Origin of the sequence: Mesorhizobium sp. B2-2-3 (assembly GCF_006442405.1) — a bacterium.
Classification (GTDB): Bacteria; Pseudomonadota; Alphaproteobacteria; order Rhizobiales; family Rhizobiaceae; genus Mesorhizobium.
Genome location: NZ_VFWC01000002.1, coordinates 188,031 through 208,606, shown reverse-complemented (window position 1 = coordinate 208,606; position 20,576 = coordinate 188,031). Strand labels below are relative to the sequence as shown.

Genomic DNA, 20,576 nt, shown 5'->3' with positions numbered 1-20,576 from the left:
TGATGAGGATTTCCAAGCCGGTTTTCGACCGCCTGGGGCTTAGCCTGTGGATCGGGGCATTCGCGGTCGTGCTTGGCCTGGTCCTGTGGTCGCCCGATGCGCGCACCGTATTGCACGCCTACAGATATGGCAGTGTGGAGTTTCTCGCCGGCCGGCCGCTCTACGACCTTGAGTCCGAGATGGGATACCTTTACACGCCCGCCTTCGCCGCGCTCTATATTCCATTCTTGAATCTGGGACCGCATCTTGGCGGGCTGGTCTGGCATGCCCTCGGTTTCGCCGTTCTCACCCTTGCCGCGGCGCGGCAGGTGCACAAGCTGGGCGGACAGGAGCAGACCTGGCTGCTTTCCTTCGGCCTCTTCCTCGCTTTGCCGATGACACTGGGCGCCATCCGCAACGGCCAGGCGACAATCCTGCTGACCGGCGCCTGCTGGCTCTTGACCCTGTCGGCACTGGAAGGAAGGCGTGCGGAGACCTTTTTTTGGGCCTCGCTTGCCATCACGGCCAAGCCGACCGCGATCATCATGCTGCTGTTGGTGGGGGCGTTGCGCCCGCGGCTGATACCGGTGCTGGTGCTCGCGGTGCTGTTCGTGCTCGCCATACCCTACGCTTTCGCTTCCGCCGGCTACCTGAACGAGCAGTATGGCGATTTTGCCCGCATGCTGACGTCGATGGCCGTCGACAAGACCAGCCATTTTGTTCCTACCGATTTCACCGCGCCCTTTATCGAGATGGGGCTGCCCGTTCCGGACTCGGCTGCCACGGCGGTGCGCGTCGTGATCGGCCTGCTGACGCTCTCGATCGTGCTCTGGTTCGACCGCAAGCTCGAACAAGGAGCGGCCGGACTCGCGATCTTCCTGGCGGCCGCCTTCTACATGTGCGTCTTCAACCCGCGCGTCGAGCCCAACACCTATGCGATGATCGCGGTTCCCGCCGGCCTTGCCATTGCCCTGTTGTGGCGCGAAGAAAAAGGTGGCGTCCTGGCCTGCGTGCTGTCCATGACTTTATTCCTGACAGGTTTGACCGGTGTCGAGCGCCACATGCATGACTTTCTCTATCCCTGGTTTCGGCCGATCACGGTCACTTTCATCGCCTGCTTCCTGATATGGTGGTTCTGGGCCAAGGCGCGGCAAAAATTGGTGAATGCGGAGCCTGTCGCCCATGGCTGAGATGCGCCCGACACTCGATATCGTGGCGCCGTTCTTCAACGAGGCGCAATCGGCGACGGCTTTCGCGGCATTGCTCGACGCGCTCGAGGCGGCGGTGTCGAGCCGCTTCGGCATGCAAGTCCACAAGATCCTGGTCGACGACGGCAGCCGGGACGATAGCGCCGGGCAGTTTTCGCAGGCACTTTCGGGATCCTGGGAAATCGTGCGCCTCAGCCGCAATTTCGGCAAGGAGGTCGCCGTGCTCGCCGGCCTCGACCACTCGCGGGGCGACATGGTGCTTGTCATGGACGCGGATCTGCAGCACTCCCTGGAGACCAGCCTGAAGATGATCGTCGAGCTGGCTGAGAATCCGGACGTCGACGTCGTCTACGCGCAGAACGACCGGCGCGGGGCAAGCTGGCGGCGCAGCCAGTTGGCGAAACTGTTCTACAGTCTGATCAACAGCAGCCAGCGGTTCGATATACCCGAGAATGCAGGCGATTTTCGTGTCATGCGCGGCACCGTGGCGCGCGCATTGACCAGCCTGCGCGACAAAAGGCGCTTCAACAAGGGCCTGTTCGCCTGGGCCGGCTTCCGCCAGAAGGCCATATCCTATTCGCCGGAAAACCGCGCCAGCGGCAAGTCGAAATGGAGCCGGCTCAACCTGATCGCCTTTTCGTTAGAGGGGTTTACGTCCTTTTCGGTGATTCCGCTGCGCCTGATCAGCCTCAGCGGACTGCTTGCGGCGTTTGCCGGCGCGGTCTACGGCGCGAAAGTGCTCTTCGAGGTGCTGTTCTACGGCATTGCCGTTCCAGGCTATCCGAGCCTGCTGGTCGCCGTAGTGTTGCTCGGCGGCCTCAACCTGACACTTCTCGGGCTGATCGGTGAATATGTCTGGGTCACGCTCAGCGAAAGCAAGGATCGCCCGGTCTACATCGTGCGCGATATCGTGCGCAGCGATGTTCCCGCCAAGTCGGCGCCGGGCGTTTCCGGGGCATGATGCGCGGCATCCGCCTGATCGCCGACGATTATGGCCTGGCGCCCGGCGTCTCGGCGGCGATCCTCGACCTGCTCGATCGCGGGCGGCTAACGGGCACCGGTTGCATGACCGGTTTCGCGGAATGGCCGGGGGAGGCGGAACGCATCAAGCCGCTGTGCGGCCGGGTCGCCGTCGGCCTGCATCTGACCTTGACGGACCAGCCGGCCGTGACCGGCCCGTCGAGCCTGGCGCCGGAAGGCCGGCTGCCGCCGCTCCGCTCGCTGGCATTGCCGATCCTGCGCGGCGGCATCGAGACCTGCGACGTCCATGCCGAGCTCGACGCCCAATTTGGCCGCTTCGTCGAGGCGCTCGGGCGCCAGCCCGATTTCATCGACGGCCACCAGCATGTGCATTTCCTGCCCGTCGTGCGCAAATGGCTGCGGGGGCGTTTCGCCGGAGATGCCGGCAGACCGTGGCTGCGCGGCGCGCCGGCGCTGGCCGGCAGCGGCGCGGCGGCATCGAAAATCGCGGCGATCGCCGCCCTGGCAACTGGTTTCAACCGATCCATGCGGCGCGCCGGCTTCACCGTTAGGGCGCCGCTCGCCGGCATCTATGACTGGCGGCAGCCGGAAAAGTTCGCGCCCGCCCTGCAAACCGCCGTTGAAAGCCTGCCGGAAGAGGGACTTTTCATGTGCCATCCCGGACATGTCGACGAGACGTTGCGTGCACGCGACCCGATGCAAGAGGTGCGCGAAGTCGAATTCGCGGTTCTCGCCTCCGATCGTTTCGGCGCAAACCTGGCTCGCGCGCGTGTCGGCATCATGGACGGCACAGCATGAGTGCCGATCAGTCCCGGCGTTCGACCTGCAACAAGATCATCCGCTTCGCCATTGTCGGCCTGGTGAACACGGCCATCGACCTTGCCGGTTTCTTTCTGCTGCTCAAGCTGCACGTGCCGCCGCTGCCCGCCAACGTTGCGTCCTGGTTCATTGCCGTCACCTTCTCCTTCGCGGCCAACGGCTTCTGGTCGTTCGAGCGCGATCCGGCCATCCGGCTGCATCATGCCTTTCTTCGCTTCGCTTCGCTCGGCGCGCTGATTTCGCTTGGTGTCTCCAGCCTTGCGATCGCGCTGTTCGCCGGCGTCGTCGGCGTCTGGCCGGCAAAGATCGGCGGGGTGGTTGTGGCGGCGGTGCTGAATTTCCTCGCCGCGCGCTGGTCGATCGAGGGCCGTCTCTTGAAATAGCAGGCTGTTTCCCCACGAAAATTCCGGACCCGCTACACGGTCTCCTGGAATTTCCCTATTCAGCCGGCTCCACATCGGTGTAGGCGGCTTCCTCGAGTTCGCGCTTCAGCCGCGCCTCCTCGTGGGTCTTCGGCGTGACGAAGCGGCCGAGCAAGAGATAGGCGACGGGGGTCAGGAACAGCGTCGAGACGGTGGCCAGCCCCAGTCCGCCGACGATCACCCAGCCGAGCGCGATACGGGCCTCGGCGCCGGCGCCCGCCGCCAGCACCAGCGGCACGCCGCCGAGCACGGTGCAGATCATGGTCATCATCACCGGGCGCAAGCGAATGGTCGAGGCCTGTTCGATCGCCTCGCGCACGCCCAGTCCGCGATCGCGCAGCTGGTTTGCGAATTCGACGATCAGGATGCCGTTCTTGGCCATGACGCCGACCAGCAGCACCAGACCTATCTGGCTGTAGGCGTTGAGGCTGGTGCCCGAGAGCAGAAGCGCGAAGATGGCGCAGGCGAGGCCGAGCGGCACTGTCGCCATGATGATGATGGCGCTGACGAAGCTCTCGAATTGCGCGGCAAGCACCAGCAGGATGATGACCAGGGCAAAACCGAAGATGGTGACCATGGCGCTGTTTGTCTCACCCAGTGTCGCCGCCTCGGCCAATGGCACGATGCGGCTGCCCGGCGGCAGAAGCGGCGTTGCGATCTCCTCGGCGCGCGTAAGGGCCGAGCCGAGGGCGAAATCGCCGCCGAGGTTGGACGTGATCGCCACCGACGGCTGCTGCTGCTCGCGCGACAGCGAGGGCGGCACGGCACGCTCGGTCAGCGTGGCTATGGTCGACATCGGCACGAAACGGCCGTCAGCCGTCTTTAGGAAGACGTTCTCCAGGTCGGTCGGATCGTTGATCGGGTTGGTGGTCGAAACCAGCTTCACCCCGTAGCTGCGGTCGGCGATGTAGACATCGACGACGTCGTTGCCGTCGAGCATGGCCTGCATGGTATTGGCCAGCCCGGTGATGTCGATGCCGAGATCGGAGGCGCGCTCGCGGTCGACGGCAACGGAAAGCTGCGGTTGCGTCGGGTCGATGGAAAGGCGTGGCGTCTGGAAACGCGGATCCTTCTGCATCTCGGCGATGATCTTGACGGCCGAGTCGCCGAGCGCCTTGCGGTCGTTGCCGACCAGCGCGAACTGCAGGCCGTTGCCGGCGCCACGGATGCCGAGGCTGTTGGGCTGCACCGGGAAGATGCGCACGCTGGGCACCTGGCGGGTGAGCTGGCTGATCTCGGCCATGATCTCCTGCTGGCTGCGGCTGCGCTCGTCCCAGGGCGCCAGCGTCATCACCATGAAGCCTGAATTATAGGCGCCGTTCTGGCCGGCGCTCTCGAAAGTGCTGACGATTTCGCCGGAATCACGCAGCGGCTGGATCAGCTTTTCGATCTTCTGCATCTGCTGCGTCGTGTAGTCGAGGCTGACGCCTTGCGGGGCGCTGATGCGAAGCAGCACGACCGCGCGATCCTCGGTCGGCGTCAATTCCTGGCGGATGGTGCCGAACAGCGCGAATGCGGTGCCGGCAAACAGCAACGCCACCAGCACCACGATCCACGGCGCGTCGAGGCAGACATGCAGGCTGCGCCGGTAGGCCGCGTTCAGCGCGCCGCCGATGCGCGCGCCGACGCCGTTGCTGCCCTCGCGGTGGAGGGCGGCACCGGACAGCATGCGCGAGGCAAGCATGGGACAAAGCGTCAGCGCGACCACGCAGGACAACAGCACCGACATGGCGAGCACGAAGCCGAATTCGCGGAACAGGCCGCCGGTCTGGCCCGGCAGGAAGGAGATCGGCACGAAGACGGCAACCAGAGTCAGCGTGGTGGCGATGACGGCGAAGAACACTTCCTGTGCGCCGAGCACTGCGGCGGCACGCGGCCCCATGCCTTGATTGCGCCGCCGCACGATGTTTTCCAAAACGACGATCGCGTCATCGACGACAAGCCCCGTCGCCAGCACCAGGGCCAGCAGCGTCAGGATGTTGATCGAGAAACCAGCGAGGTAGATCGCCGCAATGGTGCCGATCATGGCGACGGGCATCGACAGGCCCGGAATGAGCGTGGCGCGCCAGTCGAGAAGAAAGGCATAGATGACGACCAGAACGATGGAGACGGAAAGCGCGAGCGCGATCTCCACCTCGTGCACGGCGCCGTTGACGAACACCGCGTCGTCGCTTGTGACCTTGATCGACATGCCTCGCGGCAGGTTTGCCTGCAACTTCTCGACCGCGGCCTTGACGCCGGTGGAGATGTCCAGCGTGTTCGATTCCGCCTGGCGGATGATGCCGATGCCGATGCCGGTCTTGCCGTCCGAACGCAACGTGGTCTGGCCGATGTCGGGGCCGAGCGTGACGGTGGCGACATCGCGGATGCGCGTCGTTCCGCCAATGATGATGTTCTCAAATTCTTCCGGCGTCGTCACATCGGCGGTGGTGCGAACGATCAGGTCCTGATTGCTGGTGGTGATCGAGCCGGCGGGTGAATCGAAGGCGACCGAGGCAAGGGCGGTCCTGAGGTCGGCGACGGTGAAGCCCAGGCTGGCGAGCTTGTTCTGATCGACGTCGATGCGGAAGATCTTGTCGCGGTCGCCATAGACCTGGACGTCCGCGACGCCTGGAACGGCAGCCAGTTCGTCCTCGATCTGGTCCTGGACCAGGACGGTCATGTCCTGAACCGACATGGTGTCGGAGGTGACGGCCAGGCGCATCACGGGGTCGGAGTTGGCGTCGGCCTTGACGATGCGCGGCGGATCGGCCGTTTCCGGCATCTGGTTGGCGACGCGGCCGACGGCATCCCGCACATCCGAGGCCCCGACATTGAGATCGACGCCGTCGTTGAATTCGATGGTGACGCGGCTCGAGCCGAAGGAGGAGGTCGAGGAGATCGACTTGACGCCGGAAACGCGGGCAACAGCTCCCTCGATCGTGTCGGTCAGTTCGCGATCGACCGTTTCGGCCGCCGCGCCTTCGAAAGTCGTGGAAACGGTGACGACGGCGCGGTCGACATCAGGCAGCTCGCGGATCTCGACGCCATAGAAGGCGGCGAGGCCGGCGACCGCGATGAGGACATTCAGCACCAAGGCCATGACCGGCCTGCGGATGAACAGGGCGGTAAAGCCAGTCTCGCTGGCGGCGTTGACGGCTCCGGTCATGAGCCTTCGGCCGCGTTCGCGGCGCGCTGCTCTCCGCGGGCGATGCGGACTTCGCCTCCCTCGCTGACGCTCTGGGTGCCTTCGGTCACCACCATGTCGCCACTGTCCAGCTCCGCGTCGATCAACACGGTTTCGGTGTTGCGCTGGATGATGCGCACCGGCACCCGCTTGGCCTTGCCGTTCTCGACCGCCCAGACGTAAGCGCCCTCCGAGCCCCACAGGATCGCCAGCGGGCTGACGGCGGGATAGGTCTCGCCGGGGAATTTCATGGTGATGGCGAACGACATGCCGGCGCGCAGCGAATCGGCCGGGTTGGCGATCGTCGCCTTGACCAGAAGCGTACGGCTGTTCTCGTCGATGTGGTTGTCGATGGCCGAAACCGTGCCGGTATAGCTGTTGCCGGGATTGGCGATCGGCGTCGCCGACAATTGCGCGCCGATCTTGACGGCGGCCGCGAAGCGTTCCGGCACCAGGAAATCGACAAGGATCGAGGAACGGTCGTCGAGCGTCGCGATCGCCGACTGGTTGGTCACATAATTACCGGCGGAGATCGGCAGGATCCCGACCGTGCCGGAGATCGGGGCGAGAACAGACCGGCGGTGCAGGGCGAGTTCCGCATCCTGTAGCGCCAGCTTGGCACCGGCCAGCACCACTTCGGCATCGGCGACGGCGACCGGTGTCGCCGCATTGGAGGCGCGCAGCGACCTGACCCGGTCGAGCTTGGCCTGTGCGTCCTGAAGCGCGAGCCGGGCACGGTCCTGGGCGATCACTTCGGTTTCGGAATCAAGGGTCGCGATGACCTGTCCCTTGTCGACATGGGTGCCGGACGAAACCAGCAATTCGGCGAGACGGCCGGAGGAGTAGGGGTTGACCGTCACCGACGCATTGGCGCGGCCGGTGCCGATGGCCTGGAGCCGATCGTTTATGGTCGCGGAAATAGCGGGCACGACGACGACGTTGACCTGACGGGCTCGCTCGCCGCCAGCGGATTTCGTGCCGGCGCCGGTTTCAGCCGGAGGCGTTGCCGCGTAGGCCCAGTCTATTCCCCAGCGCGCCAGCACGTCCGGCGCGCCCGGGAAAAAGCGCAGCCAGGCGGCAACCGCCACCACCAGCACCACAAGGGCGAAAAGTATCTGTTTCCAGGCGGCCATCGGCACTCCGGTTGGCAAAACAATCCTTCCGTCCACCGGTTTCCCGAAATAAGCAGACGCAGCGGGGCTATTCTAAGGCAAGAAGCAAGCCCCCGATATCGTGCCTTTATGACAATTCTTCAGTGTCCGCGCACATTAAATATGCGTAACGTTGCCGGTGTTCGTGCCGTTTTGATTTTTTAGTTCACTTCGAGCCGGGCTTTCGAGATTACAACGCTGGCTATGCCGCCCCGACGCCAGTTTCGGACCGAAATCGTTCCAGACGTATCCCGGGCTGCATCAACGCAGGCCTTCCATCTCGCGGATGCGCCGGGCGCCGTCGGCCTCGAGTTGCCTTGTGACGGCGCCGATCAGCGTTTCGGCGACGACGAAGAGCGCCGCCGAGGAGTCCCACGCCGAAGGCACGGCGGTTCGCCCGGCGATGACGTGACGGGCGAAGCGGGCGATCGGCGACAGCCACTGGTCGGTGAACAACACGATCTGCACGCCACGCTGATGCGCCTTCTCGGCGAAGCGGATGAGGCTGTCCTGGTAGCGCCTGATGTCGAAAATGACCAGCACGTCGCGCTTGCCCATGTCGATCAGCCTGTCGCGCCACATGCTTTCCTGGCCGGCGAGGTGAATGACGTCAGGCTGGATGATGGCGAGGTGGGCGGCCATGTAGCGCGCCAGCGGATCGGTGAAGCGGCCGCCGATCAGGAATGTCTTGCCGCGACGCTCGGCGAGGCGGGACGCGATGTCGGCAAGCTGCTTGTCGGACAGGTGCCGGAACGTCTCGCGCATATTGTCGAGCGTTGCCTCCAGCATCGGCGACGCCGTGCCGCCGGGCAAGGGCGGATTGAGCGTGCGGGTCGCAGGGGACTGCAATTGCGCCGCCAGTTCGTCCTGCAGGCTCGACTGGAACTCCGGATAGTTCTGGAAGCCGAGCCTGGCGACGAAACGCAGGATCGTCGGCGAGGACACGCCGGCCGCGGACGAGAATTCGGCGACAGTCTTCAGACCGATCATCGGATAGCTCGCTATCAGCGTCTGGGCCGCGCGCCGCTCGCCGGCCGGCATTGTGCCGATGCGGTCGGCGATCAATTCGGCAATACTGGAAATCATCTTTCCCATCCATGGCCCGGCCGACGGTGTTTTCCCCAAATCGCATTTGACAAAGCCGGGCAAACTGTATGAAATCATCCATAGGGACGCAATGAGGCAAAATACGTAACATACGATACAGCGCTCCCCGGGGACCGCAGACTATGGAGAAAGCACGGCCCGCCAGCCTTGCATCGCCTGATGCCGTAAGGGTGACCAACCCGGGCGGATCGAGTCCCTTCGTGCTCACCTGCGACCACGCCTCCAATTTCCTGCCCGCCGAATTCGGCACGCTCGGCCTCACCGCCGAGGACCTGTCGCGTCACATCGCCTGGGACCCGGGCGCGCTGCCGGTTGCGCTGCGCATGGCGCAGGCGCTCGATGCGACGCTGGTCGAAACCTGCATTTCGCGTCTCGTCATCGACTGCAACCGGCCGCTTGACGCGCCGGACCTGGTGCCGCCGGTCAGCGAAACCACAGCCATACCGGGCAACACCGGCCTGTCGGAAAAGCAGCGCGCGGCGCGGGTCGCCCTGTCCTGGCAGCCGTTCCATAGCGCCATCGAGCATATTGTCGAAGACAGGCTGGCGCGCGGCCAGGAGACGCGGCTGGTATCGGTGCATTCCTTCACGCCGGTCTACAAAGGCCGAGACCGGCCCTGGCATATCGGCATCATCCACGATGACGACCGCCGGCTGGCGGCGCCGCTGATATCGGCGCTGCGGCACCTTGCCGGCATTACCGTCGGCGTCAACGAACCCTATTCGCCGGCCGACCGCGTCTATTTCACGCTGGAACGCCATGCGCGCCCGCGCGGGCTGCCCTGCGCGATGATCGAAATCCGCAACGATGAAATCTCCGGCGAGACCGGGCAGCGGAAATGGGCGGATTTGCTCACAGGCATCTTTTCGGATCTAGAGCCCGAGGAGACCAGGGGCGCCAGGGAACACGCAGTGGGAAAGTCAGTTCAATCGGCTAGCTGAGAACGCAAGGGGACTAAAAATGGCAGCACCTGGATATACCGAAGTTGACAAGGCGGAGGACGTCAAGGTCCTCCACAGCATGGGCTACGCCCAGGAACTGGAGCGGCGCCTCAGCCGCTTTTCGAATTTCGCCGTTTCCTTCTCCATCATCTGCATCCTGTCGGGCGGCATCAATTCGCTGGCGCAGGCAACGTCGGGCGCCGGCGGCATCGGCATCGGCATCGGCTGGCTGGTCGGCTGCTTCGTCTCGTTGACGTTCGCCGTCGCCATGTCGCAGATCAGCTCGGCCTATCCGACGGCCGGCGGGCTCTATCATTGGGGCTCGATCCTGGGCAACCGCGGCACCGGCTGGGTCACGGCCTGGCTCAACCTGCTCGGCCTGATCACCGTGCTCGGCGCCATCAATGTCGGCACCTGGACGTTCTTCATCGGCGCCTTCGGACCGGCGCTCGGCATCGAAGGCACGCTGACCAACCAGATGATCTTTCTGGTCATCATCACCGGCGCCCAGGCGCTGATCAACCATCTCGGCATCAAGCTGACGGCCAAGCTCACCGACTTCTCGGGCTATCTCATCTTCTTCGGCTCGATCCTGATCGCGGTGGTCTGCCTGCTCTCCGCCGAAACCTGGGATTTCAGCCGGCTGTTTACCTTCCATAACTACTCCGGCGATGCCGGAGGCGGCGTCTGGCCGTCGGTTTCGAATGCCTGGGTGTTCGCGCTCGGCCTCCTGCTGCCGATCTACACCATCACCGGTTACGACGCCTCGGCGCATACGTCCGAGGAGACCATCAAGGCGGCCAGCTCGGTGCCGCGCGCCATGGTCATGTCGGTGATCTGGTCGGCCGTGTTCGGCTATCTGTTCCTGGCCGCGTTCGTGCTGATGATCCCGAACATGGACGATGCCGCCAAGCAAGGCTGGAACGTGTTCTTCTGGGCCTTCGACCAGCGCGTCAGCCCTGGCCTCAAGGAGTTCGTCTATCTCGTCGTGTTCATCGCTCAGCTGCTGTGCGGCCTCGCCACCGTCACCTCAGCCTCGCGCATGATCTTCGCCTTCTCGCGTGACGGCGGCCTGCCGGGTTCGTCGGCACTGGCCAAGGTCAGTCCGACCTACCGCACGCCGGTGGCGGCGATCTGGACGGCATCGATCCTGTCGGTGCTGTTCGTCTGGGGGTCGACGCTGGTTTCGGTCGCCGGCACCTCGGCCTACACCATCGTGGTCTCCTGCACCGTCATCTTCCTGTTCCTGTCCTTCACCGTGCCGATCGTGCTCGGCATGCTGGCCTGGGGCACGCCCAAGTGGGACAAGATGGGACCGTGGAACATGGGGCGCGGCGTGTTCATGCTGTTTGCGGTCCTGTCGATCGTGTCGATGATCCTGATCTTCGTCATTGGCATCCAGCCGCCGAACGACTGGGCGCTCTACATCACCGTCGGCTTCTTCATCCTGACCGCGATCGTCTGGTTTGCCTTCGAGCGCAACCGCTTCCAGGGTCCGCCGCTCGGCGACATCATCGCGGCGCGCCAAGCGGCGATCAAGGCGGCTGAGCAGGCCGTCGGCGAAACCGGCCACTGAGGCCAGCATCTCACAGCCATGGCCCGCGCATCGCCGGCCATGGCTTCGACCCTTCGAAATCGACAAGCCCAAAATGACAAGCACTGGAGCGCCAAAGGAATGGCCGGAAATTTCTCGTTCGATCAGTTGAAGAAAGCGGTTTCCGGCGGGGAGATCGACACGGTGCTGGCCTGCATCGTCGATATGCAGGGACGGCTGGCGGGAAAACGGTTCCTGGCCCAGTACTTCGTCGATTCCGCGCATGACGAGACGCATGGCTGCAACTATCTCCTGGCCGCCGACATCGATATGGAGCCGGTGCCCGGCTATAAGGCGGCAAGCTGGTCGAAGGGCTATGGCGATTTCGTCATGAAGCCCGACCTCGCGACGCTGCGGCGCATTCCGTGGCTGGAAAAGACAGCGCTCGTGATCTGCGACGTGCTCGATCACCACACCCATGACGACCTGCCGCATTCCCCGCGCGCCATCCTGAAGAAGCAGGTCAAGCGGCTGACGGAGCGCGGTTATATCGGCTATTTCGCCTCCGAGCTCGAATTCTACCTCTTCAGCGAGACCTACGATTCCGCCCGCAAGAAGCACTGGCAGGGCCTCGACACCGCCTCGCCCTATATCGGCGACTATCAGATCGGCATCACCACCAAGGAAGAAGGCGTCATGCGACGGCTTCGCAACGAGATGGAAGCGGCAGGCATCCCGATCGAGAACTCGAAGGGCGAGTGGGGGCCGGGTCAGGAAGAGATCAATGTGCGCTATGCCGAGGCCCTCGACATGGCCGATCGCCACGTCATCCTGAAGAACGGCGCTAAGGAGATCGCCGAATCCGAAGGCAAGGCGATTTCCTTCATGGCCAAGTACAATTACGGGCTCGCCGGCAATTCCAGCCACATCCACAATTCGCTCTGGAGCGCCGACGGCAAGACGCCGCTTTTCTTCGACAGACAAGCCGACTGGACGCTGTCGAGCCTCGGCCAGCAATGGGCGGCGGGCCAACTTAAATACGCCAAGGAGTTCACCTGGTTCCTGGCGCCCTACATCAATTCCTATAAGCGCTTCCAGGCCGGAACGTTCGCGCCGACCAAGATCATGTGGAGCGAAGACAATCGCACCGCCGGCTTCCGCCTGTGCGGCGAAGGCACCAAGGGCATCCGGATGGAATGCCGCATCGGCGGCGCCGACTTGAACCCCTATCTCGCCTTCGCGGCGTTGATCGCCGCCGGCCTTGCCGGCATCGACGAGAAGCTGGAGCTGCAAAAGCCCTTCGTCGGCGACGCCTATCAGGCCTCGCGCCTGCCGGAGATCCCGAAGACGCTGCGCGACGCCACCGACACGCTGGCCAAGTCCAAGATGCTGAAACAGGCGCTCGGCGAGGACGTGCTCGAACACTACGTCCACACCGCCAAATGGGAGCAGTTCGAATACGACCGCCGCATTACGGATTGGGAACTGCACAGGGGGTTCGAGCGATACTAGAAAGATAGTAAGTTACTACCCTTACCTTGATCGAAAACGCGGATTGAACTAGATTTATGTGATGACCGAAGGAACCAAATACCATCCGCTTTTCGAGCATCTTCTGTTCTCGGGCCAAGGCCATATGTCCATGAGCTTCGCGGAGATTGAGCAAGTAATAGGCGGCCGCTTGCCGCCGTCGGCGCGACAGCGGGAGGAATGGTGGGCGAACAGCCCGAACGGGCACAGCCAGGCACGCGCCTGGTTGCGCGCAAACTATCGGGCGTCCCATGTCGACCTTGCGAACGAACGCGTGGATTTTAAACTGGAGGGATGGCCCGAGGGCTATCGAAAGCCGAACATGGCTACCATGGACAAGACTCCTCCGGGAATGGCGGAGCCAGCGCAGGCTAGCTACGAACTTCCACGGGAAAATATCGACCATCCGCTTTTCGGCATATGGACAGGCAAGGTTACGCTTTGCCCAGGGCATGATTACACTAGGCCGGCTTTTGAGCCTGATGTGCAGCCGTGACGCATAGGTTGCTGCTCGACACGTGCGCGATCATATGGATAGCGCTGAACGAGCCGATCAGGCCGGAAGCCAAGACTGCGATCAATACCGCCGCGGCTGTTGACGAGAAGATCCGGGTTTCCCCCATTTCGGCCTGGGAATTGGGCCTGCTGAGCGCCAAGGGCCGGTTGGCGGCAGCAAAGTCGCCAACAAGCATTTTTGGGGAAGTGATCGCCACGCCAGGCATCAAGGTGGAGGCTCTTTCGCCGGGCTTGTTGATTGAATCGTCCTTCTTGCCCGGATCGCTTCACGGCGATCCGGCAGATAGAATATTGATCGCGACGGCACGGGCGTTCGATCTGACGCTCGTGACGCGCGATCAGTCGATACTGGATTATGCGAGAGCGGGGCATGTTCGCGCCCTTGCCTGCTGACGCTTTGCCTTTCGATATGGAGACATCTTCTTGGAAATCGTGAAACTCAAATCCCCTATCGATGGTTCGGTCTATGCCGAGCGTCCGATCGCCACCGACCAGGCGGTCAATGCCGCTGTCGAGCGCGCCAAGGCAGCGCAGGAGAAGTGGGCGCAGACTCCGATCGCCGAGCGCGGCAAGTACATGCTGGCGATGCTCGAGGCGTTGGTTGCCATGACCGACGAGATCGTGCCGGAGATCGCCTGGCAGATGGGGCGTCCGGTGCGCTATGGCGGCGAGTTCGGCGGCGTCAAGGAACGCACCAGCCATATGGTCGAAATCGCCGAGGCGGCGCTGAAATCCGTGCCGGCCTCCAATCCGAAGGACGGGTTCCGCCGCTATGTGAAGAAGGATCCGCTCGGCGTGGTCATGGTGATCGCGCCGTGGAACTATCCTTACCTCACCGCGGTCAACACGATCGTGCCGGCGCTGATGGCCGGCAACACCGTCATCCTCAAACATGCCGCGCAGACGCTGCTGGTCGGCGAGCGTTTCCAGCAGGCTTTCGACAGAGCAGGCCTGCCCAAGGGCGTGTTCCAGAACATCGTGCTGAACCATGTCCAGACAGAAAGATTGCTTGGCTCGGGCAAGATCGACCACGTCAATTTCACCGGCTCGGTCGCCGGCGGCCGCGCCATCGAAAAGGCAGCGGCGGGCACCTTCATGACGCTCGGATTGGAGCTTGGCGGCAAGGATCCGGCCTATGTCTTGCCCGACGCCAAGATGGACCATGCGGTCGCCAATCTGGTCGATGGCGCCTTCTACAATTCCGGCCAGTGCTGCTGCGGCATCGAACGCGTCTATGTGCATGAAAGGGTCTATGACGAGTTCGTCGAAGCCTTCATCGCCGAGACGAAGAACTATGTCGTCGGCAACCCGCTCGAACAGGCGACGACGATGGGGCCGATGGCGCAGGCGCGTTTCGCCGACCTGATCCGTGAGCAGAAGGCCGAGGCGCTGCGCAAGGGCGCCAAGGCGCATATCAACATGAAGGTGGCTCAGGACAAGGCCGGCTCGCCCTATCTGGCGCCGGAGGTGCTGACCGGCGTCGACCATCAGATGAGCGTCATGCGCGAGGAAAGTTTCGGCCCGATCGTCGGCATCATGAAGGTGCGCAACGACGAGGAGGCGATCGCGCTGATGAACGACAGCCCCTACGGCCTGACCGCCTCGATCTGGACGCGCGACACCGAGCATGCGGTGGCGATCGGCGACCGCGTCGAGACCGGCACGGTGTTCATGAACCGCAGCGACTACCTCGACCCGGCGCTGGTCTGGACCGGCGTCAAGGACACCGGCAAGGGGGCCGGCTTGTCCGCCATCGGCTACGACAACCTGACCCGGCCGAAATCCTTCCACCTGCGCGAAGCCATCTGATTTTTTGAAAGACAAACATGTCCAAGCTGATCTCCAAATGGAACTACCCCACCACCGTCCGCTTCGGCGCCGGGCGCATCAAGGAATTGCCCGAGGTGCTCGCCGCCACCGGCATCAAGCGGCCGCTCTTCGTCACCGATCCGGGGCTGGCGAAACTGCCGGTCGTCGCTTCGACGCTGAAAATCCTCGATGACGCAAAAGTGCCCTACGGCGTTTTCTCCGAAGTGAAGCCGAATCCGGTCGATTCCAATCTCACCGCCGGCATCGCGGTGTTCAAGAAGGGCAAGCATGACGGCGTCATTGCCTTCGGCGGCGGCTCGGCGCTCGACCTTGGCAAGCTGATCGCCTTCCAGGCGGGACAGACGCGCCCGGTCTGGGATTTCGAGGACATCGGCGACTGGTGGACACGCGCCAACTCGGACGCGATCGCGCCGATCATAGCGGTGCCGACCACGGCCGGCACCGGGTCCGAAGTCGGCCGCGCCGGCGTCATCACCAATGAGGCGACCCACACCAAAAAGGTCATCTTCCATCCGAAGCTGCTGCCGGCGATCGTCATTGCCGATCCGGAGCTGTCGGTCGGCATGCCGGGCTTCATCACCGCCGGCACCGGCATGGACGCGCTGGCCCATTGCCTCGAGGCTTATTGCGCGCCGGGCTATCATCCGATGGCCGACGGCATCGCCGTGGAAGGCATCAGACTTGTCTTCGAGAACCTGCCAAAGGCCTATGCCAACGGCAGGGATCTGGTCGCCCGCGCCAACATGATGAGCGCCGCGGCGATGGGCGCGGCAGCCTTCCAGAAGGGGCTGGGGGCGATCCATTCGCTGTCGCATCCCATCGGGGCGCTCTACGACACCCATCACGGCATGACCAATGCGGTGTTCATGCCCTATGTGCTCGCCTTCAACCGCGAGGCGATCGAGGACCGCATCGCGCGGCTCGCCGCCTATTGCGGCATAAGGGGCGGCTTCGACGGCTTCGCCAAGGCTGTCATCAAGCTTCGCAAGGAATTGAAGGTGCCGCATGCGCTGCCTGGCCTGATCAAGGGGCTCGACATGGACAAGAAGCGCAGGGCCTTGATCGCCGATATGGCGGTGGTCGATCCGACAGCCGGCGGCAACCCGGTCAAGCTGACCAAGAAGGCAGCGCTGACGCTGCTCGAAAATGCAATCGCCGGGACGGTGTGATACCGCTTTAAGGGTAAAGTTGATCTGGAAAATCAGGGGCAACCAAGGGGAAAGGGGTGAAGTGCAAGGCAAAAAGTAATTAGCCGGAAAATTAAGTGGGGGCTAATTGCTACAGTCGATTAAAAGGAGTTAACTTTCGTGCTGCCAGCGGTGGGGTTTCATAAAGCTTTCATCTGGCTGTCACACGAAAACGATACCGCATCGCAGGCGTCCAACGGCGTCAGTTCAACGGAGAGAACACATGTTCAAATTCACGGGGAAAGTGCTTTCCCTTTCGGCCGCGGCGCTGTTTGCGTCGACGGTGATTTCGTCCGCGGCTCCGCTGGACGATCTCGTCAAGGCCGCGAAGGCGGAAGGCCAGCTCACCACCATCGCTTTGCCGCATGACTGGTGCGGTTACGGCGACGTTATCGCGGGGTTCAAGGCGAAATATCCGGAAATCACCATCAACGAGCTCAACCCCGACGCCGGCTCGGGCGACGAGGTCGAGGCGATCAAGGCCAACAAGGACAATAAGGGTCCGCAGGCGCCCGACGTCATCGACGTCGGCCTGTCCTTCGGCCCGACTGCCAAGGCCGACGGCCTGCTGATGCCCTACAAGGTGTCGACCTGGGACTCGATCCCCGACAGCGCCAAGGATGCCGACGGCGCCTGGTACGGTGATTACTACGGCGTTCTGGCGATGATGGTGAACAAGGATCTGGTCAAGGAATCGCCTGTTGACTGGGCCGATCTGCTGAAGCCGGAATTCGCCAATTCAGTGGCTCTCGCCGGCGATCCGCGCGCTTCGAACCAGGCCATCCAGGCGGTCTATGCCGCTGGTCTTTCGAGTGGAGCCGCGGCTGGCGAAGCCGCGGGCACCGCCGGCCTCGACTTCTTCAAGAAGCTCAATGCCGCCGGCAACTTCGTACCGGTCATCGGCAAGCCGGCGACACTCGCCCAGGGTCAGACCCCGATTCTGATCAACTGGGACTACAACGCGCTCGCCGGCCGTGACACGCTGAAGGGCAACCCGCCGGTCGACGTCGTCGTGCCGAAGACCGGCGTCGTCGCCGGCGTCTACGTGCAGGCGATCAGCGCCTATGCGCCGCATCCGAACGCAGCCAAGCTCTGGATGGAATACCTCTATTCAGACGAAGGCCAGATCGGCTGGCTCAAGGGCTATTGCCACCCGATCCGCTTCAACGATCTCGCCAAGAACGGCAAGATCCCGGCGGACGTCCTGGCCAAGCTGCCGCCGGCGGAAGCCTATGCTTCGGCGGTGTTCCCGACGCTGGACGAGCAGGGCAAGGCCAAGGAAGCCGTCACCAAGAACTGGGACTCCGTTGTCGGTGCCAACGTCAAGTAACAGTTGAATCCACCGGGCGGCTTCGCGGCCGCCCGGTTCCCCCTCGAAGACGGTAGCCGGCGCATGACCGATCTCTCGCTTTCCAGTCACGATACCGCAGGCAAGACCGCGCCGCCCGCGGAGGCACGCGCGTTGCGATTGCCGACGCAATGGCTAGGCGTCGCTCCGTTCTTCATCTTCGCCATCATGTTCCTGATTTTGCCCACGCTTTATCTGATGCTGGGCGCATTCCAGAATGATGCCGGCGAGTTCACGCTCGAGAACATTGTCGCTCTGGCGCAGCCGTCGATCGTTGCCGCTTACTGGATATCGATCAAGGTAAGCCTGGCCTCGGCGCTGATCGGCGCTTTCGCGGGCCTGGCCATCGCCATCGCCATCGTGCGCGGCGGGCTGCCGGACTGGATACGCTCGGCCACCCTGACTTTTTCCGGCGTCGCCTCCAATTTCGCCGGCGTGCCGCTGGCCTTCGCCTTCCTCGCCACGCTCGGCCGGCTCGGTCTTGCCACGGTGATCCTGAACACCGTGTTCGGCCTCAACATCTATGCCCACGGCTTCAACATCCTGTCCTTCTGGGGCCTGACGCTGACCTATGTCTATTTCCAGATACCGCTGATGGTGGTCATCATCACGCCGGCAATCGATGGCTTGAAGAAGGAATGGGGTGAAGCTGCCGCCACGCTTGGCGCGACCACCGCGCAATATTGGCGCATCGTGGTCATCCCTGTGATCTGGCCGAGTTTTCTCGGCACCGTGATCCTGCTTTTCGCCAACGCCTTCGGGGCGATCGCCACCGCCTATGCGCTGACCGGCTCGTCGCTCAACATCGTGCCGATCCTGCTCTACGCGCAAATCCGCGGCGACGTGCTGCACAATGCCCATCTCGGCTACGCGATCGCCTTCGGCATGATCGTCATCACCGGCCTGGCCAATGTCTTCTACATCTGGTTCCGGACCCGTTCCGAGAGGTGGCTGAAATGAAGTCGGGCAGATTCTGGGCCTGGGTGGTCTTCATCCTCGGCGCGGCCTATTTCTTCATCCCGTTGATCGCGACGGTGGAATTTTCCATGCGCATGCGGCGCGGCGCCTATTCCTTCGACGCCTACCGGATCGTGCTCGGCGACGCGCGTTTCCAGGCGACCTTCCTGTATTCGGTGGTCGCCGCCATCTTCACCATCATTCTGGGTGTGCTGATCGTGGTGCCGGCAGCCTACTGGATCCGATTGCGGCTGCCGCAGCTCAGGCCGATCGTCGAGTTCATCACGCTTTTGCCGTTGGTCATTCCGGCCATCGTCATCGTCTTCGGCTATATCAGGATGTACGGCTCGAATTCACCCTTGCCGTTCCTCGGGTCCGATATGGGAACCAATGCCTTGCTGGTCATCGGCTATGCGACCTTGGCGCTGCCCTATATGTATCGTGCCGTCGATACGGGGCTCAGAACCATCGACGTGCGGACGTTGACGGAAGCGGCCCAGATCCTCGGGGCCGGCTGGGGCACGATCATCACCCGCGTCATCCTTCCCAATGTGCTGATCGCGGTGTTGTCCGGCGCCTTCCTGACATTCGCCATCGTCATCGGCGAGTTTACGATGGCGAGCTTGCTGAACCGGCCGGCTTTCGGCCCGTACCTGCAGAATGTCGGGGCCAACCGCGCCTATGAGCCGGCGGCGCTTGCCATCATCGCCTTCGTCATCACCTGGGGCTGCATGTCGCTGATCCAGATCCTGTCGCGCTTCGCGCCGAAATCGGCTAATCGTCCGAACTGACCCGAAAGAAAAAGCCATGGCCGAGCCATTCCTCTCCATCCAGCATGTGCGAAAATCCTTCGGCGCCACCACTGTTGTCGAGGATTTCAATCTCGACGTCGAACCGGGCGAGTTCGTCTCATTCCTCGGCCCGTCAGGCTGCGGCAAGACGACGGTGCTGCGCATGGTCGCCGGCTTCGAGGAGCCGTCGGCCGGCAAGATCGTCGTCGGCAGCAAGGACATCACCAGGCTGAAGCCGAACCAGCGCAATGTCGGCATGGTGTTCCAGGCCTATGCCCTGTTCCCGAACCTGACCGTGGCGCAGAACATCGGCTTCGGACTGAAAGTCGCCGGCATGTCCAGGGCGGATATCGATGCCCGTGTCGCCGAAATGCTCGGCATCATCAAGCTGCCGCAGATGGCCGACCGCTATCCTTATCAGCTCTCGGGCGGCCAGCAGCAGCGTATCGCGCTGGCCCGCGCCATCGCACCGAAGCCGAAGCTCTTGCTGCTCGACGAGCCGCTGTCGGCGCTTGATGCCAAGGTGCGCGTCTCGCTGCGCGAGGAAATCCGCTCGATCCAGAAGAAGCTCGGCATCACCACCATCTTCGTCACCCATGACCAGGAAGAGGCGCTGTCGATCTCCGACCGCATCGCGGTGATGTATGGCGGCAAGGCCGAGCAGGTCGGCACGCCGTTCGAGATCTACAACCGGCCGGCAACCAAGTTCGTCGCCAATTTCGTCGGCACGCTGAACGTGCTGGAAGGCACCGTCACCGACGCGGCGTCGGGCAAGGTTCGTGTCAACACCGAGGAAGTCTCGCTCAAGGGCAGGCTCAACGGCTCGAAGTCCGGCGATACGCTGTCATTGGCGTTGCGGCCGGAAGCCATTTCGCTCGGCCGCCAGCCCGGCCGCGATTCAAGCCTGTCCGGCGAGATCTCCGAAGTGCACTTTCTCGGCTCGGTGATCCGGGTCCGGGTCGGCATCGGCGGCAACACCGTTTCGCTCGACACGTTCAACAGTTCGACGACGCCACCGCCGGCCGTTGGCGAGAAGGCGGAGATTTCCTTCTCGTCGGGCGACCTGCTGGTGCTGCACTGACGCGGCCGAAGCGCCCTGTCGATCCGGT

General features: G+C 63.3%; 18 protein-coding genes. 15 read left to right on the top strand and 3 right to left on the bottom strand.

The genetic code is table 11. The features are described 5' to 3' along the window. Positions 1 to 2 precede the first annotated feature (2 nt). Genes FJ951_RS04105 through FJ951_RS04090 form a run of 4 tightly spaced genes read left to right on the top strand, consistent with a single transcriptional unit; the run spans position 3 to position 3,370 of the window. Positions 3 to 1,169 (top strand): glycosyltransferase family 87 protein, encoded by a 1,167-nt coding sequence (locus FJ951_RS04105; RefSeq protein ID WP_140513707.1) that lies wholly within the window; start codon positions 3 to 5, stop codon positions 1,167 to 1,169. Then, a complete protein-coding gene (locus FJ951_RS04100; protein WP_140513706.1) occupies positions 1,162 to 2,148 on the top strand; it encodes a glycosyltransferase family 2 protein in 987 nt (328 codons plus the stop codon). Before FJ951_RS04105 ends, FJ951_RS04100 begins: the two co-directional genes overlap by 8 nt. After that, a complete protein-coding gene (locus FJ951_RS04095; RefSeq protein WP_140513705.1) occupies positions 2,145 to 2,966 on the top strand; it encodes a ChbG/HpnK family deacetylase in 822 nt (273 codons plus the stop codon). Before FJ951_RS04100 ends, FJ951_RS04095 begins: the two co-directional genes overlap by 4 nt. Then, positions 2,963 to 3,370: a GtrA family protein gene (locus FJ951_RS04090; RefSeq protein WP_140513704.1), complete on the top strand. Its 408-nt coding sequence runs from the start codon at positions 2,963 to 2,965 to the stop codon at positions 3,368 to 3,370. Before FJ951_RS04095 ends, FJ951_RS04090 begins: the two co-directional genes overlap by 4 nt. 55 nt (positions 3,371 to 3,425) lie before the next feature. Here the strand turns inward: FJ951_RS04090 and FJ951_RS04085 are convergent, their stop codons facing one another. The 3 genes from FJ951_RS04085 to FJ951_RS04075 all read right to left on the bottom strand — a co-directional run bounded on the left by FJ951_RS04085 (position 3,426) and on the right by FJ951_RS04075 (position 8,812). Then, entirely contained in the window at positions 3,426 to 6,557 is a 3,132-nt protein-coding gene (locus tag FJ951_RS04085; protein ID WP_140513703.1) for an efflux RND transporter permease subunit, read from the bottom strand. Further along, a complete protein-coding gene (locus FJ951_RS04080; protein ID WP_140496312.1) occupies positions 6,554 to 7,708 on the bottom strand; it encodes an efflux RND transporter periplasmic adaptor subunit in 1,155 nt (384 codons plus the stop codon). The genes FJ951_RS04085 and FJ951_RS04080 overlap by 4 nt, the downstream gene beginning before the upstream one ends. Before the next feature lie 279 nt (positions 7,709 to 7,987). Beyond that, a complete protein-coding gene (locus FJ951_RS04075; protein ID WP_140496311.1) occupies positions 7,988 to 8,812 on the bottom strand; it encodes a MurR/RpiR family transcriptional regulator in 825 nt (274 codons plus the stop codon). A gap of 143 nt (positions 8,813 to 8,955) precedes the next feature. Between FJ951_RS04075 and FJ951_RS04070 the strand changes: the two genes are divergently transcribed. The 11 genes from FJ951_RS04070 (at position 8,956) to FJ951_RS04020 (ending at position 20,548) form a co-directional block, all read left to right on the top strand. Beyond that, positions 8,956 to 9,774 carry an N-formylglutamate amidohydrolase gene (locus tag FJ951_RS04070; protein ID WP_140513702.1) on the top strand — a complete coding sequence of 273 codons (819 nt, stop codon included), beginning with the start codon at positions 8,956 to 8,958 and terminating at the stop codon, positions 9,772 to 9,774. Positions 9,775 to 9,793: 19 nt separating this feature from the next. After that, complete coding sequence (locus FJ951_RS04065) at positions 9,794 to 11,350, top strand: amino acid permease (protein ID WP_140496309.1); 1,557 nt, start codon at positions 9,794 to 9,796, stop codon at positions 11,348 to 11,350. A 99-nt stretch (positions 11,351 to 11,449) separates the two neighbouring features. Further along, entirely contained in the window at positions 11,450 to 12,820 is a 1,371-nt protein-coding gene (locus FJ951_RS04060; RefSeq protein ID WP_140496308.1) for a glutamine synthetase family protein, read from the top strand. A gap of 61 nt (positions 12,821 to 12,881) precedes the next feature. Then, entirely contained in the window at positions 12,882 to 13,334 is a 453-nt protein-coding gene (locus tag FJ951_RS04055; RefSeq protein ID WP_140513701.1) for a hypothetical protein, read from the top strand. Between the two features lie 8 nt (positions 13,335 to 13,342). Continuing rightward, positions 13,343 to 13,747, top strand: a complete 405-nt coding sequence (locus tag FJ951_RS04050) for a type II toxin-antitoxin system VapC family toxin (protein ID WP_224518925.1) — start codon at positions 13,343 to 13,345, stop codon at positions 13,745 to 13,747. A gap of 30 nt (positions 13,748 to 13,777) precedes the next feature. Next, complete coding sequence (locus FJ951_RS04045) at positions 13,778 to 15,163, top strand: aldehyde dehydrogenase family protein (protein ID WP_140513699.1); 1,386 nt, start codon at positions 13,778 to 13,780, stop codon at positions 15,161 to 15,163. A gap of 17 nt (positions 15,164 to 15,180) precedes the next feature. Continuing rightward, positions 15,181 to 16,353 (top strand): iron-containing alcohol dehydrogenase, encoded by a 1,173-nt coding sequence (locus FJ951_RS04040; protein ID WP_140513698.1) that lies wholly within the window; start codon positions 15,181 to 15,183, stop codon positions 16,351 to 16,353. 241 nt (positions 16,354 to 16,594) lie between these two features. Continuing rightward, a complete protein-coding gene (locus FJ951_RS04035; protein ID WP_140496303.1) occupies positions 16,595 to 17,701 on the top strand; it encodes an ABC transporter substrate-binding protein in 1,107 nt (368 codons plus the stop codon). Positions 17,702 to 17,764: 63 nt separating this feature from the next. Then, the gene (locus FJ951_RS04030; protein ID WP_140513697.1) at positions 17,765 to 18,679 is read left to right on the top strand and encodes an ABC transporter permease subunit; all 915 of its coding nucleotides are present in this window, start codon (positions 17,765 to 17,767) and stop codon (positions 18,677 to 18,679) included. Then, positions 18,676 to 19,467: an ABC transporter permease gene (locus FJ951_RS04025; protein WP_140513696.1), complete on the top strand. Its 792-nt coding sequence runs from the start codon at positions 18,676 to 18,678 to the stop codon at positions 19,465 to 19,467. The genes FJ951_RS04030 and FJ951_RS04025 overlap by 4 nt, the downstream gene beginning before the upstream one ends. Before the next feature lie 16 nt (positions 19,468 to 19,483). Beyond that, complete coding sequence (locus FJ951_RS04020; RefSeq protein WP_140496300.1) at positions 19,484 to 20,548, top strand: ABC transporter ATP-binding protein; 1,065 nt, start codon at positions 19,484 to 19,486, stop codon at positions 20,546 to 20,548. Positions 20,549 to 20,576: the final 28 nt, after the last annotated feature.